The 18,176-nt window shown below is 64.7% G+C and carries 22 protein-coding genes; 12 read left to right on the top strand and 10 right to left on the bottom strand.

Annotated elements, in window-relative coordinates:
* Positions 1-159: 159 nt before the first annotated feature.
* Both dprA and tldD read right to left on the bottom strand, forming a co-directional pair.
* Complete coding sequence (gene dprA / locus SPO_RS15595; protein ID WP_011048771.1) at positions 160-1,308, bottom strand: DNA-processing protein DprA; 1,149 nt, start codon at positions 1,306-1,308, stop codon at positions 160-162.
* 224 nt (positions 1,309-1,532) lie between these two features.
* Positions 1,533-2,954, bottom strand: coding sequence for a metalloprotease TldD (gene tldD, locus SPO_RS15590; protein WP_011048770.1), 1,422 nt, complete (start codon positions 2,952-2,954; stop codon positions 1,533-1,535).
* Positions 2,955-3,131: 177 nt separating this feature from the next.
* Here tldD and coxB point away from each other — a divergent pair, with 177 nt between their 5' ends.
* The 11 genes from coxB (at position 3,132) to SPO_RS15540 (ending at position 13,064) form a co-directional block, all read left to right on the top strand.
* Positions 3,132-3,968: a cytochrome c oxidase subunit II gene (coxB, locus tag SPO_RS15585; protein WP_011048769.1), complete on the top strand. Its 837-nt coding sequence runs from the start codon at positions 3,132-3,134 to the stop codon at positions 3,966-3,968.
* An 87-nt stretch (positions 3,969-4,055) separates the two neighbouring features.
* The gene (gene cyoE, locus SPO_RS15580) at positions 4,056-5,012 is read left to right on the top strand and encodes a heme o synthase (protein WP_011048768.1); all 957 of its coding nucleotides are present in this window, start codon (positions 4,056-4,058) and stop codon (positions 5,010-5,012) included.
* Positions 5,009-5,176, top strand: coding sequence for a hypothetical protein (locus SPO_RS23225; RefSeq protein ID WP_193385767.1), 168 nt, complete (start codon positions 5,009-5,011; stop codon positions 5,174-5,176). Before cyoE ends, SPO_RS23225 begins: the two co-directional genes overlap by 4 nt.
* Complete coding sequence (locus SPO_RS15575) at positions 5,176-5,751, top strand: cytochrome c oxidase assembly protein (RefSeq protein WP_011048767.1); 576 nt, start codon at positions 5,176-5,178, stop codon at positions 5,749-5,751. The genes SPO_RS23225 and SPO_RS15575 overlap by 1 nt, the downstream gene beginning before the upstream one ends.
* A 22-nt stretch (positions 5,752-5,773) precedes the next feature.
* A complete protein-coding gene (locus SPO_RS15570; RefSeq protein WP_011048766.1) occupies positions 5,774-6,589 on the top strand; it encodes a cytochrome c oxidase subunit 3 in 816 nt (271 codons plus the stop codon).
* 185 nt (positions 6,590-6,774) lie between these two features.
* Entirely contained in the window at positions 6,775-7,446 is a 672-nt protein-coding gene (locus SPO_RS15565) for an SURF1 family protein (RefSeq protein ID WP_011048765.1), read from the top strand.
* Positions 7,447-7,451: 5 nt separating this feature from the next.
* The gene (thrC, locus tag SPO_RS15560) at positions 7,452-8,843 is read left to right on the top strand and encodes a threonine synthase (protein ID WP_011048764.1); all 1,392 of its coding nucleotides are present in this window, start codon (positions 7,452-7,454) and stop codon (positions 8,841-8,843) included.
* A complete protein-coding gene (locus SPO_RS15555) occupies positions 8,840-10,102 on the top strand; it encodes a M16 family metallopeptidase (protein ID WP_011048763.1) in 1,263 nt (420 codons plus the stop codon). Before thrC ends, SPO_RS15555 begins: the two co-directional genes overlap by 4 nt.
* The gene (locus SPO_RS15550) at positions 10,102-10,686 is read left to right on the top strand and encodes a GNAT family N-acetyltransferase (RefSeq protein ID WP_011048762.1); all 585 of its coding nucleotides are present in this window, start codon (positions 10,102-10,104) and stop codon (positions 10,684-10,686) included. The genes SPO_RS15555 and SPO_RS15550 overlap by 1 nt, the downstream gene beginning before the upstream one ends.
* A 108-nt stretch (positions 10,687-10,794) precedes the next feature.
* Positions 10,795-11,613, top strand: coding sequence for an MBL fold metallo-hydrolase (locus SPO_RS15545; RefSeq protein ID WP_044028650.1), 819 nt, complete (start codon positions 10,795-10,797; stop codon positions 11,611-11,613).
* Between the two features lie 38 nt (positions 11,614-11,651).
* On the top strand, positions 11,652-13,064 hold the full coding sequence (locus SPO_RS15540) for an FAD-binding oxidoreductase (protein ID WP_011048760.1): 1,413 nt from the start codon (positions 11,652-11,654) through the stop codon (positions 13,062-13,064).
* Positions 13,065-13,133: 69 nt separating this feature from the next.
* Here the strand turns inward: SPO_RS15540 and SPO_RS15535 are convergent, their stop codons facing one another.
* Together SPO_RS15535 and SPO_RS23440 are read right to left on the bottom strand one after the other, a co-directional pair.
* Positions 13,134-13,673, bottom strand: coding sequence for an adenine phosphoribosyltransferase (locus tag SPO_RS15535; RefSeq protein WP_011048759.1), 540 nt, complete (start codon positions 13,671-13,673; stop codon positions 13,134-13,136).
* Positions 13,674-13,788: 115 nt separating this feature from the next.
* Positions 13,789-13,911 (bottom strand): hypothetical protein, encoded by a 123-nt coding sequence (locus SPO_RS23440; protein WP_268957410.1) that lies wholly within the window; start codon positions 13,909-13,911, stop codon positions 13,789-13,791.
* Between the two features lie 103 nt (positions 13,912-14,014).
* On the opposite strand from SPO_RS23440, the gene SPO_RS23220 reads away from it, so the two are divergent.
* Positions 14,015-14,188 (top strand): hypothetical protein, encoded by a 174-nt coding sequence (locus tag SPO_RS23220; RefSeq protein ID WP_193385766.1) that lies wholly within the window; start codon positions 14,015-14,017, stop codon positions 14,186-14,188.
* On the opposite strand, the gene SPO_RS15525 is transcribed toward SPO_RS23220, so the two are convergent.
* The 6 genes from SPO_RS15525 to SPO_RS15500 form a co-directional block, all read right to left on the bottom strand.
* Positions 14,185-14,814 carry a LysE family translocator gene (locus SPO_RS15525; protein WP_044028649.1) on the bottom strand — a complete coding sequence of 210 codons (630 nt, stop codon included), beginning with the start codon at positions 14,812-14,814 and terminating at the stop codon, positions 14,185-14,187. The genes SPO_RS23220 and SPO_RS15525 overlap by 4 nt on opposite strands.
* A 60-nt stretch (positions 14,815-14,874) precedes the next feature.
* Positions 14,875-15,348, bottom strand: a complete 474-nt coding sequence (locus tag SPO_RS15520) for a DUF2269 family protein (protein WP_011048755.1) — start codon at positions 15,346-15,348, stop codon at positions 14,875-14,877.
* Positions 15,348-15,983 (bottom strand): DoxX-like family protein, encoded by a 636-nt coding sequence (locus SPO_RS15515; RefSeq protein WP_044028648.1) that lies wholly within the window; start codon positions 15,981-15,983, stop codon positions 15,348-15,350. The genes SPO_RS15520 and SPO_RS15515 overlap by 1 nt, the downstream gene beginning before the upstream one ends.
* Before the next feature lie 126 nt (positions 15,984-16,109).
* Complete coding sequence (locus SPO_RS15510; RefSeq protein WP_044028647.1) at positions 16,110-16,631, bottom strand: NAD-dependent epimerase/dehydratase family protein; 522 nt, start codon at positions 16,629-16,631, stop codon at positions 16,110-16,112.
* Positions 16,628-17,500, bottom strand: coding sequence for an S-methyl-5'-thioadenosine phosphorylase (locus tag SPO_RS15505; RefSeq protein WP_011048754.1), 873 nt, complete (start codon positions 17,498-17,500; stop codon positions 16,628-16,630). The genes SPO_RS15510 and SPO_RS15505 overlap by 4 nt, the downstream gene beginning before the upstream one ends.
* A gap of 76 nt (positions 17,501-17,576) precedes the next feature.
* Positions 17,577-18,158, bottom strand: coding sequence for a hypothetical protein (locus SPO_RS15500; RefSeq protein ID WP_011048753.1), 582 nt, complete (start codon positions 18,156-18,158; stop codon positions 17,577-17,579).
* Positions 18,159-18,176: the final 18 nt, after the last annotated feature.

Raw genomic sequence — 18,176 nt, 5'->3', positions numbered from 1 at the left:
ATAGGAACCTCATTCATCGGACACGGCGCGTTCTATGGCGGGGCAACATGTGGGGTGCAAGCCCCGATTGTCAATCGGTGCTGTTTGGGCGCAGTTGTTCCGAGTGTCAGAGGCAGGTGGGACCGGCCCGTCGCAGTCTTGGGTGCGGGCGGGACGGGGTCAGTTGACGCGCGACAGCAGCCCGCCGGCCTGACGGTTGATCCGCCCTTCCAGCTCAAGATCGACCAACACCGGGGCGACCTCGCCCGGGCTGGCGGCCAGATCGCGGATCAGCTGATCCTCGGCCACTGGCGATGGCCCGAGCCGGTCGAGGATCAGGCTGTGCAGCGCCACGGTTTCGCGCAGGCTGCGTTTGGCGGGCGGTGCCGGCTGTTGCATCAGGTCGCACAGGTCGGGTTGCGGTTGCGGCGCTGTCAGGGCAGGCAGGGCAGTGATCACATCCTCGGCATTGCGCACCAAATGGGCGCCGTCGCGGATCAGCATGTTGCAGCCGGCGGCGCGGGCGTCGAACGGGTGACCGGGCACCGCCAGCACCTCGCGCCCCTGGTCCAGCGCGTCGCGCGCGGTGATCAGGCTGCCGGATTTGGCGGCGGCCTCGACCACCACCACTGCCTGGGCCAGGCCCGAGATGATGCGGTTGCGGCGCGGGAAATGGCGCGCCTGCGGGGTCAGGCGCATCGGCTGTTCCGACAGGCGCAACCCGTGCTGCGCGATGTCGGCGGCCAGATGGGTGTTCTCGGCGGGATAGACAGTGTCGACGCCACCCGCCATGACCGCGATGGTGCCGCTGGGCAGCGCCGCAAGATGCGCGGCGGTGTCGATGCCGCGCGCCAGCCCCGAGACCACGACAAAACCGGCGGTGCCCAGATCCTGCGCCAAAGCCCGCGCCATGCGGGTGCCCAGCGACGAGGCATTGCGCGCGCCCACCAGCGCGATCATCGGGCGGCGCAACAGGGCCGGGTCGCCGAGCAGCCACAAGAGCGGCGGCGCATCCGAGATCCCGGCCAGATGAGAGGGGTAGTCGGCATCGCCCAGGCACAAAAGCCGCGCTTTCGCGGCTTTTGCGGCCTTGAGCTCTGCTTCGACAACACCGGGCGGGCATATTTCATAGCCCTCGACCCCGGCGGCACGTGCCACTTCAGGCAGCGCGGCCAGCGCGTTCTGCGCCGTGCCATGCTCGTGCATCAGTCGGCGGAACGTTGTCGGGCCAACTCTGCGCGAGCGCAAAAGGCGGAGCCAGGAAAACCGGTCCTCTTCCGTGGTGGGTGGGAGTGGGGGGTGATAGGAAGAAAACTGTTCCTCGGTCATCCGTCGCTCCGCCTGTTTGCAGAAACAGGTTTACAGCCCGGCTCGTTAACAGGCGGTGAATCAAACTAAATTCTTCGCAGTTTTTTGCGAACCAGGTAGTGGGAACGAGGTAACTATCTGAAATTGCGAATTTTAAATCGGTATCTCAAGAGCGAGTTTATGCGCAGCCTCAAGCCGTAAGGGAGAATCGGCGGCAAAAACGTTTACCTTGCCGCCGTCCCGGGTCACGCGGCCGAGCCGCCCACTGTCAGCCCATCCATCAGCACCGTGGGCTGGCCCACGCCCACCGGTACCCATTGGCCGTCCTTGCCGCAGGTGCCCATGCCGGGATCGAGCGCCATGTCATTGCCCAGCCCCCGGATGCGTTGCAACGCCGAAGGCCCGTCGCCGATCAGCGTGGCCCCCTTGACCGGCGCGCCGATGCGGCCGTTGCGCACCCGGTACGCCTCGGTGCACGAGAACACGAACTTGCCATTGGTGATGTCGACCTGACCGCCGCCGAATCCCACCGCCCAGATGCCGTCCTTGATCTCGGCCACCAGATCGGCGGGGTCGGCATTGCCGCCCAGCATCACCGTATTGGTCATGCGCGGCATCGGTTTATGGGCATAGCTCTGGCGCCGTCCGTTACCGGTTGGCTCAACTCCCATAAGGCGGGCGTTCTGGCGATCCTGCATGTATCCGGTCAGGATGCCGTCCTCGATCAGCACCGTCCGGCGCGAGGGCGTGCCCTCGTCATCGACGGTGATCGAGCCGCGCCGGTCGGGCAGGGTGCCGTCATCGACCACGGTGACCCCGCGCGCGGCCACCTGCTGCCCCATCAGCCCGGCAAAGGCCGAGGTGCCCTTGCGGTTGAAATCACCCTCCAGCCCGTGCCCGATCGCCTCGTGCAGCAGGATGCCGGGCCAGCCGGGGCCAAGCGCCACCTCCATCACCCCGGCAGGCGCCGGTTCGGCATCGAGGTTCACCAGCGCGATACGCAGCGCCTCGCGCGCCTGCGCCTGCCAGGCCTCGGGGGCGATCAGCCCGTCCAGTCCGACCCGGCCACCGCCACCGGCGCTGCCGCTCTCGCGCCGTCCGTCGCGCTCGACGATGACCGAGACGTTGACCCGCGTCATGGGCCGCACATCTCGCAGATGCACCCCGTCAGGGCGCAGGATCTCGACCTCTTGCAGCGAGGCCATGATCGAGGCCGAGACCTGGACCACCCGCGAATCGAGATCGCGGGCAAAGGCGTCGATCTCGCGCAGGGTCTCGACCTTGACCGGGAATGCGGCCGAGTCGATAGGATCGTCCTCGGTATATAGCTTGCGATTGGTGCGGGCCGGGGCGCCGGCCAGGGTGCCGCCGCCATCGCCCACCGCCAGGCGCGCGGTCTCGGCCGCGCGCCGCAAAGAGGGAATCGAGACATCGGTGGAATGGGCATATCCCGCCACCTCGCCCTTGACGGCGCGCAGGCCGAACCCTTCGGATGCATCATACGAGGCCGAGCGCAGCCGACCGTCGTCAAAGCTCAGCGCTTCTGATTTGCGGCGCTCGACGAACAGTTCGCCATCCTCGGCCCCGTCGGTGGCCGCCCGCAGAACGGCCAGCGCCTCGTCCTGCGGAAGGGCTGTTTCAAAGGGTCGAAAAGGGTCTTGCGCCATGATTTGCGGCCTCGTTGTTTGATCCAGATCAAAAATAGCGTCTGTTTGACGCAAGCATTTTGCTTTATCTGCCTCCGGGAATATGATTTTTAACGCGACCAAAGACAACGGGCGGGGTGTGTTTCGATTCACGGACCCCCCGGTCAGGGACGCAAGATCAAACGATCAGGACAGAACATGAAGAACGCTTTGACGCTTTCGGCGCTTCTCGCCGCACTTTCGAGCCTGCCCGCGGCGGCGCAGGAGCTGGAGATCATCGGCAAACCGGTCGACGGCGGGATGGGCTTTCAGCCCGCCGCAACCGAACTGGCGCGCGACCTGCAATGGCTGGATGGCATGATTCTGGTCATCATCACCGCCATCTGCCTGCTGGTCGCGGCGCTGCTGGTCTGGTGCATCGTGCGGTTCAACAGCCGCGCCAATCCGACCCCGGCGAAATTCTCGCATTACACGCCGGTAGAAATCCTCTGGACCGTCGGGCCGATCGTGATTCTGCTGTTCATCGGCTCCTACTCGCTGAAAGAGCTGTTCGACCAGCAGGAAATCCCCGAGGGCGAAATCAACATCAAGGTGACCGGCTACCAGTGGTACTGGGGCTATGACTATACCGACGAGGGCTTCGGCTTTGAAAGCTTCATGCTGGGCCGCGACGCGTTGGAAGAGCATGGCTATAGCCAGGATGAATACCTGTTGGCCACCGATACCGCCGTTGTCGTGCCCGTCGGCAAGGTCGTGGTGATGAACGTGACCGGGGCCGACGTGATCCATTCCTGGACCATCCCCGCCTTTGGCGTGAAGCAGGACGCGGTGCCGGGCCGTCTGGCGCAGCTGTGGTTCAAGGCCGAAAAGGAAGGCATCTATTTCGGCCAGTGCTCCGAGCTTTGCGGCAAGGACCACGCCTATATGCCGATCACCGTCAAGGTGGTCAGCGAGGCGGAATATGCCAAGTGGCTGGCCAGCGCCAAGGAAGAATATGCCGGTCTGCCGACCAGCTATCAGGTCGCCTCGAACTGAACCTCGCAGGCGGGGGCCGACCCCGCCAACCGTGACTGACCCGGGCTGCGCGCATGTCGCGCGGCTTTTGCCCCAAGGGACCACCGCATGAGCGACGCAAGCTTCAACGCCAGCACTGCCCGGGCCGCGCACCGCCCGGACGAGGCCGGTTTTGGCGACTATTTCGCCCTGCTGAAACCGCGGGTGATGTCGCTTGTGGTGTTTACCGCGCTGGTCGGCCTGGTGGCCGCACCGGTGTCGGTCCATCCTTTCATCGGGTTTTGCGCCATCCTGTTCATCGCCATCGGCGGCGGCGCTTCGGGCGCGCTGAACATGTGGTGGGATGCCGATATCGACCAGGTGATGAAGCGCACGAAAAAGCGCCCGATCCCCGCCGGCAAGGTCGAGCCGGGCGAGGCGCTGGCGCTGGGCCTTGGCCTGTCGGGCCTGTCGGTAATGATGCTGGCGCTGGCCACCAATGTGCTCGCGGGCGCGTTTCTAGCCTTCACCATCTTCTTCTATGTGGTCGTCTATACGATGTGGCTGAAGCGGACGACGCCGCAGAACATCGTGATCGGCGGCGCGGCGGGGGCCTTCCCGCCGGTGATCGGCTGGATCGCGGCCACGGGCGACATGTCGGTGGAACCCTGGCTGATGTTCGCGCTGACCTTCATGTGGACGCCGCCGCATTTCTGGGCGTTGGCGCTGTTCATGCGCTCGGACTACGACGACGCAGGCGTTCCGATGCTGACCGTGACCCATGGCCGCCGCGCCACCCGCGTTCATATCCTGATCTACACGATCCTGCTGGCGCTGCTGGCGCTGGGCACCGCATTCTCGAATATCGGCGGACCGATCTATCTGGCCGTCGCACTGGTGCTGAACGCGTTGTTCCTGCTGGGGGCCATCCGTATCTGGCGCCGGGACGAGGCCGACAGCGAGGCCGACAACTTCAAGACCGAGCGTGGGTTCTTCAAATTGTCGCTGCTCTATCTGTTCCTGCATTTCGGTGCCATCCTGGCCGAAGCGCTGCTGCGCCCCTATGGGCTGGGAGGCTGGGGATGAGCCTGAACCGCACACATGAGCTGCATCAACGCCGCTTCGGTCGCAACCTGGGTGTTGCGCTGACCCTGGCGGCCTTTATCTTCATCGTTTTCGGCCTGACCGTGGTCAAGGTGACCCGTGGCGATTTCGAACCGCCCCAGGCCAGCGTCGGAGGGCAAGGCTGATGGCTTTGAACGGACCTCAGAAAACCGTTGTTCAACTGGTCAGCGTGGTCGTGGTGATGGGCGGCCTCGCCTGGGCCTCGGTCCCGTTCTATGACTGGTTCTGCCGGGTCACCGGCTTTGGCGGCGCCACCGGCGTGGCCGAGGCCGGATCGGACACCATTCTGGACAAGACCATAAAGGTCCGCTTCGACGCCTCGAAAGAGCGTGGCATGCCTTGGGAATTCCGCCCGGTGCAGACCGAGATGGAACTGCGCATCGGCGAGACCGGGCTGGCCTTTTATGAGGCCTATAACCCCACCGACCGTCCGGTGGCGGGGCAGGCCTCGTATAACGTGGCGCCCTATTCGGCGGGCGGCTACTTCGACAAGATCGCCTGTTTCTGCTTTGAAGAGCAGGTCCTGCAACCCGGCGAGCGGGTGCAGATGCCGGTTACCTTCTTCGTCGACCCCGAGATCGTTAACGACCGGGACGCGAAATATGTGCATACGATCACGCTGTCGTATACATTCTACGAAATCGACCTGCCCGAGGGCTATGCCGCCCTCGACGCAGGTGAAAAAACGAACACGAACTAACGCCGCAAGGTGAGGGACACTTATGGCACACGCTAAGAACCACGATTATCACATTCTGGCCCCGTCGATCTGGCCGCTGATCGGCTCGATCGGTGGCTTTGTCATGTTGTTCGGCGCCGTTCTCTGGATGCACGGGATCACCCCCTACATGTTCTGGGCCGGCTTCATCGCCGTGCTCTATGTCATGTACGCCTGGTGGGCCGAGGTCGTGGCCGAGAGCCGCGTCGGCGATCACACACCCGTTGTCCGCATCGGCCTGCGCTATGGCATGATCCTGTTCATCACCTCCGAGGTGATGTTCTTCTTTGCTTGGTTCTGGTCCTTCTTCAAACATCGCATGTACCCGATGCAGGAATATGTGGGCACCGAGTATGTGGCGCCGAGCATTCATGCGGTCGATCCGTTCCACCTGCCGCTGATCAACACGCTGGTTCTGCTGCTGTCGGGCTGCGCCGTGACCTGGGCGCACCATGCGCTGGTGCATAACAACGACCGCAAGGCGCTGATCCAGGGCCTGTCGATCGGCATCTTCCTGGGCATGATCTTTACCTTGCTGCAAGCCTATGAATATGCCGAGCTGCTGCTGCACGAAGACTGGACCTTTGGCGGCGATCAATTCTACTCGAACTTCTTCATGGCAACCGGTTTCCACGGCATGCACGTGATCATCGGCACCATCTTCCTGGCGGTGTGCCTGCTGCGCGCGCTCAAGGGCGACTTCACCCCGGAGAAGCATATCGGTTTCGAGGCCGCCGCCTGGTACTGGCACTTCGTCGATGTGGTCTGGCTGTTCCTCTTCTTTGCCGTCTACATCTGGGGCCAGTGGCCGCTGCTCTGATCGGCCCGGGCCTTCTGCCTGAAAGACAGACAAAGCCGCCCCAAGGGGCGGCTTTTTCATTCCGGTGCCGGGGGCCCGTGGCCAGAATTGCACCCGATACAATTGTCCGGTTGCAAAGCCCGCCCGTCTCGCCATACCAAGGCACCGGCCCGCGCCGGGCCTTGTGATCCCCGTTCGGAGCCGCCATGCGCCGCGTTCTATTCCTCCTCTTCATCGGCCTCGCGGGCCTTGCCGTGCTGATCGCGCTGGGCAGCTGGCAGTTGCGCCGGCTCAGCTGGAAAGAGGCGCTGCTGGCAGATATCGACAGCCGCATTGCCGACGCGCCGCAGGCGCTGCCCGAACACCCCGATCCCGAGCGTGACCGCTATCTGCCGGTTGCGGTCAGTGGCGAGATAGAGGGCGAGGAACTGCACGTTCTGGTCTCGGTCAAGATGGTGGGGCCGGGCTACCGCGTCATCGCCCCTTTCGTCACCGACGAGGGACGGCGTATCCTGGTCGATCGTGGCTTCATCCCTACGACCGCCAAACAGGACAGCCGCGAGACCGGGCCGATGCGGGTCGAGGGCAACCTGCACTGGCCCGACGAGATTGACGGCTATACCCCGTCGCCCGATCTCAACGGCAATATCTGGTTCGCCCGTGACGTGCCTGCGATGGCGGCTCGACTGGGCACCGAACCGGTGCTGCTGATCGCCCGCGCGCCGACCGGCCCCGGTATCACGCCGCTGCCTGTCGACAGCGCCGGTATTCCCAATACCCACCTGCAATATGCAATCACCTGGTTTGGTCTGGCCCTGGTCTGGGCCGCGATGACCTCCCTGTTTTTGTGGCGCGGCCGCGCCCGCAAGAAAGGCTGACAGCGATGAAATACATCTCGACCCGCGGGCAGGCGCCCGAGCTTACCTTCGAAGAGGCGATGCTGACCGGTCTGGCCCGCGACGGTGGCCTTTACCTGCCCGCCGAGATCCCGGTGATGGGCCAGGACGAGATCGCCGCGCTGGCGGGCCTGCCCTATGAAGAGATCGCCTTTCGCGTGATGTGGCCCTATGTAAGCGGCTCCTTTGGCGAGGACGAGTTCAGGGGCATCATCGCCCGCGCTTACCAAGGCTTTGGCCATGCCGCCCGGGCGCCGCTGAAACAGCTCAACGAGAACCACTTCCTGCTGGAGCTGTTCCACGGGCCGACGCTGGCCTTCAAGGATTTCGCGATGCAGCTGATCGGCCAGCTGTTTCAGGCGGCGCTTGCGCGGCGCGGCGAGACGGTGACCATCGTCGGCGCCACCTCGGGCGATACCGGCTCGGCCGCGATCGAGGCGTTCCGCGGGCTGGATGCGGTCAATGTCTTCATCCTGTTCCCGCATGGCCGGGTCAGCGAAGTGCAGCGACGCCAGATGACCACGCCCGCCGACAGCAACGTGCACGCGCTGGCGGTGGATGGCGATTTCGACGACTGCCAGGCGCGGGTCAAGGACATGTTCAACGACTTCGCCTTCCGTGACGGGGTGCGGCTGGCTGGCGTCAACTCGATCAATTTTGCGCGCGTGCTGGCGCAGGTGGTCTATTATTTCTCGGCGGCCACCAGCCTGGGCGCGCCGCATCGCAAGGTCAGCTTCACCGTGCCCACGGGCAATTTCGGCGACATCTTTGCGGGCTATATCGCCAAGCGTATGGGGCTGCCGATCGAGCAGCTGGTGGTGGCCACCAACCAGAACGACATCCTGCACCGCTGCCTGTCGGGCGAGGGCTATTTCAAAGGGGAAACCATCCCCTCGATCAGCCCGTCGATGGATATCCAGGTCAGCTCCAACTTCGAACGCGCGCTTTATTACGCCTATGGCCAGGACGGCGCGGCGGTGTCGCAGCTGATGGACGAGCTGCAACAGGGCGGGTTCCATGTCAGCCAGGGGGCGATGCAGGCCCTGCGCGACAGTTTCACCTCGGGCCGCGCCTCGGAAGAGGAGACGCTGGCCACCATCAAGGCGACGCTGGCCGCCAGCGGCGAGCTGTTGTGCCCGCATTCGGCGGTGGGGGTGAAGGTCGCCGAAGAGGCCCGCAGGGCCGATGAGGCGCCGATGATCACCCTGGCCACCGCGCATCCGGCGAAATTCCCCGCCGCGGTGGAACAGGCCAGCGGCGTGTTTCCGCCCCTTCCCCCGCGCATGTCGGATCTATATGAACGTCCGGAACGGGTGACCCGGATCGCCAACGATCTGGCCGCCCTCCAGGATCATATCAGAAGGCATATCCCTGCGTGACAGTAAGACAGGACCAACTGGCCAACGGCTTTCGCATCGTCAGCGAGAACATGCCGGGCCTGCAATCGGCCGCAATCGGCATCTGGGTGACCGCAGGCGGGCGGCACGAACGGATCGACCAGAACGGTATCGCCCATTTCCTGGAGCATATGGCGTTCAAGGGGACCGAGCGCCGCTCGGCCCTGCAGATCGCCGAGGCGATCGAGGATGTGGGCGGATATATCAACGCCTACACCTCGCGCGAGGTGACCGCCTATTATGCCCGCGTTCTGAAAGAGGATGTGGCGCTGGCGCTCGACGTGATCGGCGATATCGTCCTCAACCCGGTCTTCGACCCGCGCGAGATCGAGGTCGAGCGCGGCGTGATCCTGCAAGAAATCGGCCAGGCGCATGACACGCCCGACGACGTGATCTTTGACTGGTTGCAGGAAGAAAGCTATCGCGACCAGCCTTTGGGCCGCACCATCCTGGGGCCGGTCGAGCGGGTCAGCGCCTTTTCCCGCGCCGATCTTTCCGCATTTGTGGCCGACAATTACGGGCCCGAGCAGATGATTCTGTCGGCCACCGGCGCCGTCGATCACGATCTGCTGGTCCGGCTGGCCGAAGAGATGTTCGGCCATCTCACCCCGCGCAAGGGCGCGCTGGCGGTGCCCGCGCTGTTTACCGGCGGCGAGGCGCGGCGTGAGAAGGCCTTGGAGCAGGCCCATTTCGCGCTGGCGCTCGAGGGGCCGGGCTATCGCGACGATGCCATCTATACCGCTCAGATCTATTCCTCGGCGCTGGGGGGCGGCATGTCCTCGCGCCTGTTCCAGGAAGTGCGCGAAGTGCGCGGCCTGTGCTACACGATCTTCGCCCAAACCGGTGCCTATGCCGATACCGGCACCACCACCATCTATGCCGGGACCAGTGCGGGCCAGGTGGCTGAACTGGCGGGCATCACCATCGACGAGATGAAGCGCGCCGCCGAAGACATGAGCGAGGCCGAGGTGGCCCGCGCCCGTGCCCAGATGAAGGCCGGGATGCTGATGGGGCTGGAAAGCCCGTCGAACCGGGCCGAGCGGTTGGCGCGGCTGGTGCAGATCTGGGGCAAGGTGCCCTCGCTCGAGGATACCGTGGCCCGGATCGACGCGGTCACCACCGCCGATGTGCGCGCCTTTGCCGAACAGATGGCGGTCGAGGCCCCGGCGGCGCTGGCGCTTTATGGCCCGGTCTCGGCCGCACCCAACCTGGCGGAGCTGCAAGAGAGGCGCGCTGCCTGATGCTGCTGGGCCGCCGCAAGCTGAAACTCGAAACCGAACGGCTCAGCCTGCGCCTGCCTGCGCATTCCGACTATGCCGACTGGGCGGCGCTGCGGCGGGCCTCGCGCGACTATCTGGTCCCGTGGGAGCCCAGCTGGGCGCACGATCATCTTAGCCGCAAGAGTTTCACCAACCGTGTCTATTGGGCGCAGCGTTCGGTCGCCAGCGGCTCGGCGGTGCCGCTGTTCCTGTTCCGGCGCAGCGACGATGTGCTGGTGGGGGCGATCACGCTCGACAATATCCGTCGCGGCCCCGCCCAGGCGGGAACGCTGGGATATTGGACCGGCCAAAACCATGCCCGGCAGGGATACATGCGCGAGGCGATTGGCGCGGTGGTGCATCATGCCTTTGCCCAGCTTGATCTCAGTCGGCTCGAAGCCGCCTGCCTGCCCGAGAACATGGCCTCGCGCGGGTTGCTGGAAAGCTCGGGCTTCAAATACGAAGGCGTGGCGCAATCCTATCTTCAGATCAACGGGCGCTGGCGTACCCATGTGCTCTATGCCTGCCTGCGCTCGGACCGGCGCGGCAAGACGGATGTAGGCTAGACAGCCGCTTGGCGGTGTCATCGGGGGTCACCCGGACCCCGAACTGAACGTCGCGCGGTTCAGGAACCGATACGTGACTTGCGGCCAGCTTGCGCTACAATTGGTGTCATGTGGCGGCTTCTTTTGGCATTGACTGTCCTTGCGGGGAGCGCGTCGGCGCAAGAGCGTCGGCCAAGCCATTGCATTGCCATTGCCGATGCCGCGCCGGGGATCGCGTATCTGCACAAGGCGGGCTGGCAGGATCCGGTGCCGGACTATTCGGTACGGATCAGCTATATCGCGCATGCCTCGTTCCTGATCCAGACGCCCGGCGGGCTGAACGCGGTGACCGATTTCACCGGCTTCATCGGCAGCGCCGATCTGATCCCCGATGTCGTGACCATGAACCACGCGCACGAGACCCACTGGACGCAGTTCCCGGACCCGGCGATCCCGCATGTTCTGCAAGGCTGGGGCCCGTTTGGCAAAGGGATCGAACACCATCTCGATCTGGGCGAAATGCTGATCCGGAATGTCTCGACCGATATCCGGTCGGTCTATGGAGGGGTCGAGGAACGCGGCAATTCGATCTTCGTGTTCGAGGTCGAGGGGATGTGCATCGGGCATCTGGGGCACCTGCACCACGTTCCCGACGACGCCCAGTTCGCCGCCCTTGGCCGGCTCGATGTGGTGATGGCTGCCGTCGATGGCGGCACCACCATGCCGCTGCCCGAGATGATCGCGGTGCTGCGGCGGCTGAAAAGCTCGGTCATCATCCCGATGCATTGGTTCTCGGGACATTCGCTGGACCGGTTTCTTGCAGGCGTTCGAAACGATTTCGACATTCGTCGCGATGGCGTGTCCGAGATCGACATATCGCTGCGCACGCTGCCCGACCGGCCCACGGTGGTGGTGCTTGAACAGCGCTACCTCGTCGATCTCGATTAGGGCTTGCCGCATGCGCCCGCCGTGGGCATGAAAAGGGCATGACCCTGCACCCCGCCGACGAGAGCTTTGCCAATCATCTGCGCAGCCTGCTGCCCGCCGAAGTGTTGCGCCCGGTCGAGCCGCGCTATCTGAGCGAGCCGCGCGGGCGCTGGACCGGGCAGGCCGGGGTGCTGGCCTTGCCACGCTCGACCGAGGAGGTGGCGAGACTGATCCGTGCGGCGGGAACCAAACGCGTTCCGGTTCTGCCCTACGGCGGCGGGACCGGCCTGGTGGGCGGGCAGGTGATGCCCGAGGGGCCGGCCCCGCTGCTGATCTCTCTGGAACGGATGAACCGGATTCGCGGGATCTATCCGCAAGAGAATGTGGTTGTGGCCGAAGCGGGCTGCATCCTGGCCGATGTCCAGTCTGCGGCTGGTGATGCGGGTCGCCTGTTCCCGCTCTCGCTGGCCTCGGAAGGGTCCTGCCGGATCGGTGGCAACCTGGCCACCAATGCCGGTGGGGTCGGGGTGCTGCGCTATGGCAATGCCCGCGACCTGTGTCTGGGGCTGGAGGCGGTGCTGCCCAATGGCGAGATCTGGAGCGGGCTGACGCGTCTGCGAAAGGACAATACCGGCTATGATCTGCGTAACCTGCTGATCGGATCCGAGGGCACGTTGGGCATCATCACCGCCGCCGCGCTGAAGCTGTTCCCACAGCCCGGCTCGCAGGGGACCGCCCTGCTGACCGTCCGCGATCCGCAGGCCGCGCTCGATCTGCTGGCGCTGGCGCGCGGGCAGGTTGGCGAGGGTGTCAGCGCCTTTGAACTGATCCACCGCCAGAGTTTCGATTTTCTGGCGGAAACCCTGCCGCATCTGCGCCAGCCGCTGGACCCGGTACCGGAATGGAGCGTTCTGGTGGAGCTGGGCCTGTCGGGCGGTCTGGACGCGGTCACGGCGCTTGAGGCGCTGTTCGAAGCGGCGGTCGAGGCGGAACTGGTCATTGATGGCGTCGTGGCGCAAAGCGAGGCGCAGCGCGGCGCGCTCTGGAGCCTGCGCGAACATATCCCCGAGGCCAATCGCCGGATCGGCTCGATTTCCAGCCATGACGTGTCGCTGCCACTGTCGGAGCTACCCGCGTTCATCCAGCGTGGGCAGGAGGCGGTTTCGGCGATGGGACCGTTCCGGATCAACTGCTTTGGTCATCTGGGGGATGGCAATCTGCACTACAATCTGTTCCCGCCAAAAGGGCGGGACAGGTCCGACTATGCAGTTCAGGCGACCGAGTTGAAACGGCTGGTGCATGACTTGGTGCATGACTTCGGCGGTTCTGTCAGCGCCGAACATGGGATCGGACGGTTCAAGACCGGAGACTTGCAGCGCTATGGCGATCCGGCGAAACTGGCGGCTATGCGCGCGATCAAGACCGCACTCGACCCGGCCGGCATCATGAACCCGGGTGCTGTGCTCGCATAAACGGCAGGGCCCAGAAAATTCTACGAATTTTCTGGTAAACAAAATTCGCAGAATTTTGTCGCGCGCCGATCAGAGACCGTCAAAGGCACAAAGCGCGTGCACATCCATGCCCATGGATTCCAGCACCTTGCGGCCGCCAAGGTCGGGCAGGTCGATGATGAAGGCACAAGAGACGATCTCGCCGCCCAGCCGTTCGACCAGCTTGATACCGGCCGCCGCAGTTCCGCCGGTCGCCAATAGGTCGTCGACCAGCAGGATCTTCTCTCCAGGCTGAATTGCGTCATCATGGATTTCGACAATCGCCTCGCCATATTCCAGCTTGTAATCCTGGCTGATCGTGGTGCCGGGCAGCTTGCCCTTCTTGCGGATCGGCACGAAACCAACGCTCAGCTGATGGGCGATGGCGCCGCCCAGAATGAAACCGCGCGCCTCGAGCCCCACCACCTTGTCGATGCGCTCTCCGGCATAGGGGTGCAGCATCTGGTCGATCGCGATGCGAAAGCCGCGTGGATCGGCAAACAGCGTGGTGACGTCCCGAAACAGGATTCCCTCATGCGGGAAATCGACGATGGTGCGGATGTAATCCTGAACCGATTTCGTTCTGGACATGAGGTCCCCCTGCAAGATCTGCGTTTCCTGCGGTTTGGCGCATGAAACGCGCTGGTGCAAGAGGGAGGACGGCCCCGTGCCAACAGACGCGCCAACTGAGGTGGGCCTGATGAGGTCAGCGCCGGGTCTTGAGGCTGGCGAAAGAGCGGTAGAGCGTCGCGGGCAACCAGGAGAGATGCGGTTTCACCCAGTCCCGGCGGTCCTGGATCAGCAGCGATTGTGCAGTATGCAGGTTCATTGCAATTGCCTCCGTCTTGTTGTTACGGTGCGGATGCACCGACATGTTCTATGCTTTGTATATACAATGCATATGCGAAATTTTCAACCGCGCGGATGGATTCGTGGGCAAGAAAGACGGAAAAAACGCCGCTACCAAGGATGCGCAGCTTGTTTTGCGGCTGGACAAGAAAGAGCGGGACGCCTTTGTCGAGACCTGCAAGGCGCTCGATACCAGCGCCGCGCGCGAGATACGCCGGTTCATCCGCGAGTTCATGAAGGCGCATCAGGACAGTTAGGCGGGGCGCCGCAGCAAGGCGGTGGCAAGCCCCATGCCCATCAGGGTCACTCCGCCGGTTCGCGTCAGTCCGGCAATCACCGATGGCCGGTCAACCCAGCGGCGCAGCCGGTCGGCCAGCAGCGCATAGGCAAGTGCGTTCAATGCGGCCAGCCCGACAAAGGTTGCGATCAGGATGGCGAATTGCGGCAGCAGCGGCGCTTCGGGCCGCAGGAACTGCGGCACAAATGCAATGAAGAAGGCGATCGATTTCGGGTTCAGCGCGGTGACAGCGGCGGTATGGGCCAAGACGGAGCGTGCGCTGACATCCTGAGAGACACGCATCTGCGCCAGCCCGGCGCCGCCCGCACTGCGAAACAGGCGATAACCCAGCCACAGCAGATAGGCGGCACCGACCCATTTCAGGACCGCAAACAGCGTGGCCGAGGCCAGCACCAATGCGCCAAGCCCGGCGAGAGAGGCGCTCATGGCTATGAGATCTCCCAGAGCCACCCCCGTGGCCGAGGCGACCGCCACGCCGCGTCCCTTGGACAGGGCATAGCTCAAGACGAGCAGCACTGTGGGGCCGGGGATCAGCAGAAGGGCGGTCGAGGCGGCAACAAAGGCAAGCCAGAGATCGAGGGGCATTGGGGTCTCCTGTCCTAACCGCCGCAGCAAGCCCCGGCTTTGTCGTCAGGTCAAGGGCGTTTACCAGAGCGCCGGTCGCCAGACCATGAGCCAGAATATTCCAATCAGCGCGACAAAGGCAGGCCAGCCAAGCGCGAACCAGATACGGTAAAGGCGATGGGCCTCGGCAGGCAAGGCTGCCCCCGTGACCTGGGCCGCGCCCGCCAGATCGCGGATGCGGATCTGCAGATGCACCACGGGGGCCCAGCAGGCAAAGGCCAGAAGGTACAGCCCATAGGTCAGCAGCAACCAGGATTCCAGCAGCGAATAGCCCGCCAGATGGATCAGCCACAGCCCGGTCAGCGGCTGCGCTATGCCGGCGGGCGTGGTGAACAGCCAATCGGCCCAGGCCACTCCGGACGCGACGGAATGCACCGTCTCCGCCTTGCCCGTGCGCATCGCCCAGACCATCTGAAAGGCGGTGCCGATCCCGGTGCCGAACAGGACGGTCGAGGACAGGATATGCAGCCAGCGGGCCAGCAGATAGGGGTCCATCAGCGCTCTTCCTCCAGCACCAGGAACAGCCAGATCAGCAGCAGGATCGGCAGGTTCTTCAACAATCCGCCAAGCGGCAGCAGCCACAGGTCCGGGGCTATCACCGTGAAGGTCGCCGTATAGGCGGTGACCAGCCCCAGCTGCAGCCAGCCCAGCAACCTCAACCGCCATGCTGCCGCCAGCAGCGCGGCCAGGGCCAGATCCGCCACCCCGCCCACGCGGGCCAGCGCGATCAGGACAGGGTCCGACAGCGCCCCTTCGGGGATCATCGGGAGAAAGCTTTGCGACGGCAGGAAAAGGCCCAGAAACCCGGAGACGAGCCAGAGCAAGATCAGAACAAGCCGCAGGGCCGGTTTCATCAGGTAAAGGCGTGCGTGCCACAGATCGGCGGTGCCTGCGGGTCGTGCGGCCATGAACCTGGAAAACCCGCGCGGCTGCGCGCCCTCTGGCAGATGGGTCAGCAGCAGCGCCTCCCGCGCCTCGACACCTGTCGCCAACTGGTCCAGAGCGGTGGTCGAGATCGGTCCGAACTTGAGCGCATCCCCCATCCGCGCCAATCCGCGCGCCAGAAATCGGGGCATGTGCAGCAAAGGCACCGGGCGCAACCCCAGCCAGCGGCGCATGGCTTGCAGCATCTGGGCCTGCGTCACCCGCTCCGGCCCGCCGATTTCATGCGCGCTAGGGCCCGGGCTGACGGCAAGGCAGGTCTGTATGACGCGTGCCAGATCGCTGGCGTGGATCGGGTTGAATACCTGATCGCCTTAGCCCACCACCGGCGTGACCAGCGGCAGCGCCGCCAGCCCCCGCGCCAAAGCGGACCCGCCATAGGCGCTATCGGCCAGCACCAGACCGGGCCGCAGGATGGTGACCTGGTACCGCTCGGCCAGGGCCTCTCCCTGCCGCCGATAGCGGGCGAAGGGGGTATCGGCCTCAAGTCCCACGGCAGAGATCAGGAGCGCCCGGCAGCCTGCGGGCATCGCCTGATAGACGGCCTCGGGCGCCAGCAGGTGCACCCCCTGAAACGCCTGTTCGCTGCCGGTCAGCAGCCCGGCGGCGTTCACCACATATTGGCAGCCCTTCAGATGCGGGGCCCAAAAGGCGGGGTCATGGGTTTCGGGCCGGGCCAGATCGGCGGCAACGGTTTGAAACCCCATCTGATCCAGCGCCCGCACACGTCGGGCCGATGCCAGAACAGCCCAGCCCTCGGCGCGCAGAAAAAAGGCGATATGGCGGCCGATGAACCCATCCGCCCCGAGAAGCAGAACTGTGGGCGCTTCGCTCACAACACCCGGCCAGCAACCGCATCAAGCCGGGAAAGCAGCGCCGGGTCGCGCGCCTCGGGCGCGGTCAGGATGGCATGCTCCAGCGCCCGGTCGCAGCCGTGCGGGCAGGGTGCGCGCTCGGCGCCCAGGAGGGCGGGCAGGCCCTTGACCATGGCGCGGCCCTTGTCGGCATTGCCCATCAGGGTGGCGATGATCCGGGTCACGTCCACCTCGCCATGATCGGGGTGCCAGCTGTCGTAATCGGTGACCATCGCGACGGAGGCATAACAAAGCTCGGCCTCGCGGGCGAGTTTCGCCTCGGGCATGTTGGTCATGCCGATCACATCGGAGCCCCAGTGCTCGCGGTACATCTTCGATTCCGCGAGCGTCGAGAATTGCGGCCCCTCCATCGCCAGATAGGTGCCACCGCGATGCACGGTGACGCCGGCGGCGCGGGCAGAGGTCTCGCAGGCATCCGACAGGCGCGGGCAGGTGGGATGGGCAACGCTGACATGGGCGACGCAGCCGGTGCCAAAGAAGCTCTTTTCGCGCGCAAAGGTGCGGTCGATGAACTGGTCGACGATTACGAAATGCCCCGGCGCCATCGCCTCGCGGAAGGACCCGCAGGCCGAGACCGAGATCACGTCGGTGACGCCCAGCCGTTTCAGCGCGTCGATATTGGCGCGATAGGGGACCTCGGTCGGGGAATGCACGTGGCCGCGCCCGTGGCGGGGCAGAAAGGCCATGTCGACGCCGCCGAGCCGCCCGGTCAGGATCTGGTCCGAGGGCGCGCCCCATGGGGTTTCAACGGTGACCCATTCCGCCGCGTCCAGCCCGTCGATGTCATAGATGCCGGAGCCGCCGATCACGGCGATCTTGGTGTTGCGCATGTCTCTGGCCTTTTCCTGTTGCGGGCGTTTCGCGTCCGAGTTGTGCGGATTCCGGCGCGCATTTCAAGAGCGCTGCTTATCCGCCCTGACGGGCGTCTGCGCCGGTCAGGCCGCGCTGGCGGGACTGATCGAGAAAATCCTGCCAGGCCGCTTCGAACTGGCCCAGCGGCCAGGTGCGATCCTGCGCCTTTCCATGGCGGTCGCGAAAGGTGAAGCGAAAGCTTTCGCCCTGTCGCATCGCCTCGATCAGGGTCTCGGCGCTGCCCTCGGAGAAGGCGCAGCCGAGCCCGGTCAGGCAACCGGGCCAGTTGCTGTGCCAAAGCCGTTCCCCAGCCCTTTCGATCCGGATGCCGCCGGGCGCAAACAGCGTGCCCGGCTCGATGCCGATTTCGACTGCAAAGCCCGTATCCTCGGGGGTGACAAAGAGATATTGCGCGGCAAATTCGGGATGTGGCGAGAACACGTCCACGTGCCGCAGATAGCATCGTTGCACCAATTGCCCCTGCTCGACCCGCTCGTCGCACATCGAATCCCAGATGCCGATCAGCCGGTGATGGGTGACCCGCCAGTTGCCGGCGGTATCGTTGCCCTGCATGTCCTGGGCATGGGCGGGCAGGGCGATCAGGGCGGAGAGCAGCAAGGGGATCAGGGAACGCATGCCAGACAGGTGAGCAGC

Origin of the sequence: Ruegeria pomeroyi DSS-3 (assembly GCF_000011965.2) — a bacterium.
GTDB lineage: Bacteria > Pseudomonadota > Alphaproteobacteria > Rhodobacterales > Rhodobacteraceae > Ruegeria_B > Ruegeria_B pomeroyi.
Note: the sequence above shows the minus strand (reverse complement) of the source record. Positions and strands in the feature narration are given on the sequence as shown.

What these genes read in the sequence shown, in the direction of transcription:
- SPO_RS15570 (WP_011048766.1), top strand. Translation starts at nt 5,774, where the DNA reads ATGGCACACGCTAAGAACCACGATTATCACATTCTGGCCCCGTCGATC.
- SPO_RS15505 (WP_011048754.1), bottom strand. Translation starts at nt 17,500, where the DNA reads ATGCGCAACACCAAGATCGCCGTGATCGGCGGCTCCGGCATCTATGAC.
- cyoE (WP_011048768.1), top strand. Translation starts at nt 4,056, where the DNA reads ATGAGCGACGCAAGCTTCAACGCCAGCACTGCCCGGGCCGCGCACCGC.
- SPO_RS15500 (WP_011048753.1), bottom strand. Translation starts at nt 18,158, where the DNA reads ATGCGTTCCCTGATCCCCTTGCTGCTCTCCGCCCTGATCGCCCTGCCC.
- SPO_RS15550 (WP_011048762.1), top strand. Translation starts at nt 10,102, where the DNA reads ATGCTGCTGGGCCGCCGCAAGCTGAAACTCGAAACCGAACGGCTCAGC.
- SPO_RS15515 (WP_044028648.1), bottom strand. Translation starts at nt 15,983, where the DNA reads ATGCTGCAAGCCATGCGCCGCTGGCTGGGGTTGCGCCCGGTGCCTTTG.
- SPO_RS15535 (WP_011048759.1), bottom strand. Translation starts at nt 13,673, where the DNA reads ATGTCCAGAACGAAATCGGTTCAGGATTACATCCGCACCATCGTCGAT.
- tldD (WP_011048770.1), bottom strand. Translation starts at nt 2,954, where the DNA reads ATGGCGCAAGACCCTTTTCGACCCTTTGAAACAGCCCTTCCGCAGGAC.
- SPO_RS23225 (WP_193385767.1), top strand. Translation starts at nt 5,009, where the DNA reads ATGAGCCTGAACCGCACACATGAGCTGCATCAACGCCGCTTCGGTCGC.
- SPO_RS15575 (WP_011048767.1), top strand. Translation starts at nt 5,176, where the DNA reads ATGGCTTTGAACGGACCTCAGAAAACCGTTGTTCAACTGGTCAGCGTG.
- SPO_RS15545 (WP_044028650.1), top strand. Translation starts at nt 10,795, where the DNA reads ATGTGGCGGCTTCTTTTGGCATTGACTGTCCTTGCGGGGAGCGCGTCG.
- thrC (WP_011048764.1), top strand. Translation starts at nt 7,452, where the DNA reads ATGAAATACATCTCGACCCGCGGGCAGGCGCCCGAGCTTACCTTCGAA.
- SPO_RS23440 (WP_268957410.1), bottom strand. Translation starts at nt 13,911, where the DNA reads ATGAACCTGCATACTGCACAATCGCTGCTGATCCAGGACCGCCGGGAC.
- coxB (WP_011048769.1), top strand. Translation starts at nt 3,132, where the DNA reads ATGAAGAACGCTTTGACGCTTTCGGCGCTTCTCGCCGCACTTTCGAGC.
- SPO_RS15540 (WP_011048760.1), top strand. Translation starts at nt 11,652, where the DNA reads ATGACCCTGCACCCCGCCGACGAGAGCTTTGCCAATCATCTGCGCAGC.
- SPO_RS15525 (WP_044028649.1), bottom strand. Translation starts at nt 14,814, where the DNA reads ATGCCCCTCGATCTCTGGCTTGCCTTTGTTGCCGCCTCGACCGCCCTT.
- dprA (WP_011048771.1), bottom strand. Translation starts at nt 1,308, where the DNA reads ATGACCGAGGAACAGTTTTCTTCCTATCACCCCCCACTCCCACCCACC.
- SPO_RS15565 (WP_011048765.1), top strand. Translation starts at nt 6,775, where the DNA reads ATGCGCCGCGTTCTATTCCTCCTCTTCATCGGCCTCGCGGGCCTTGCC.
- SPO_RS15520 (WP_011048755.1), bottom strand. Translation starts at nt 15,348, where the DNA reads ATGGACCCCTATCTGCTGGCCCGCTGGCTGCATATCCTGTCCTCGACC.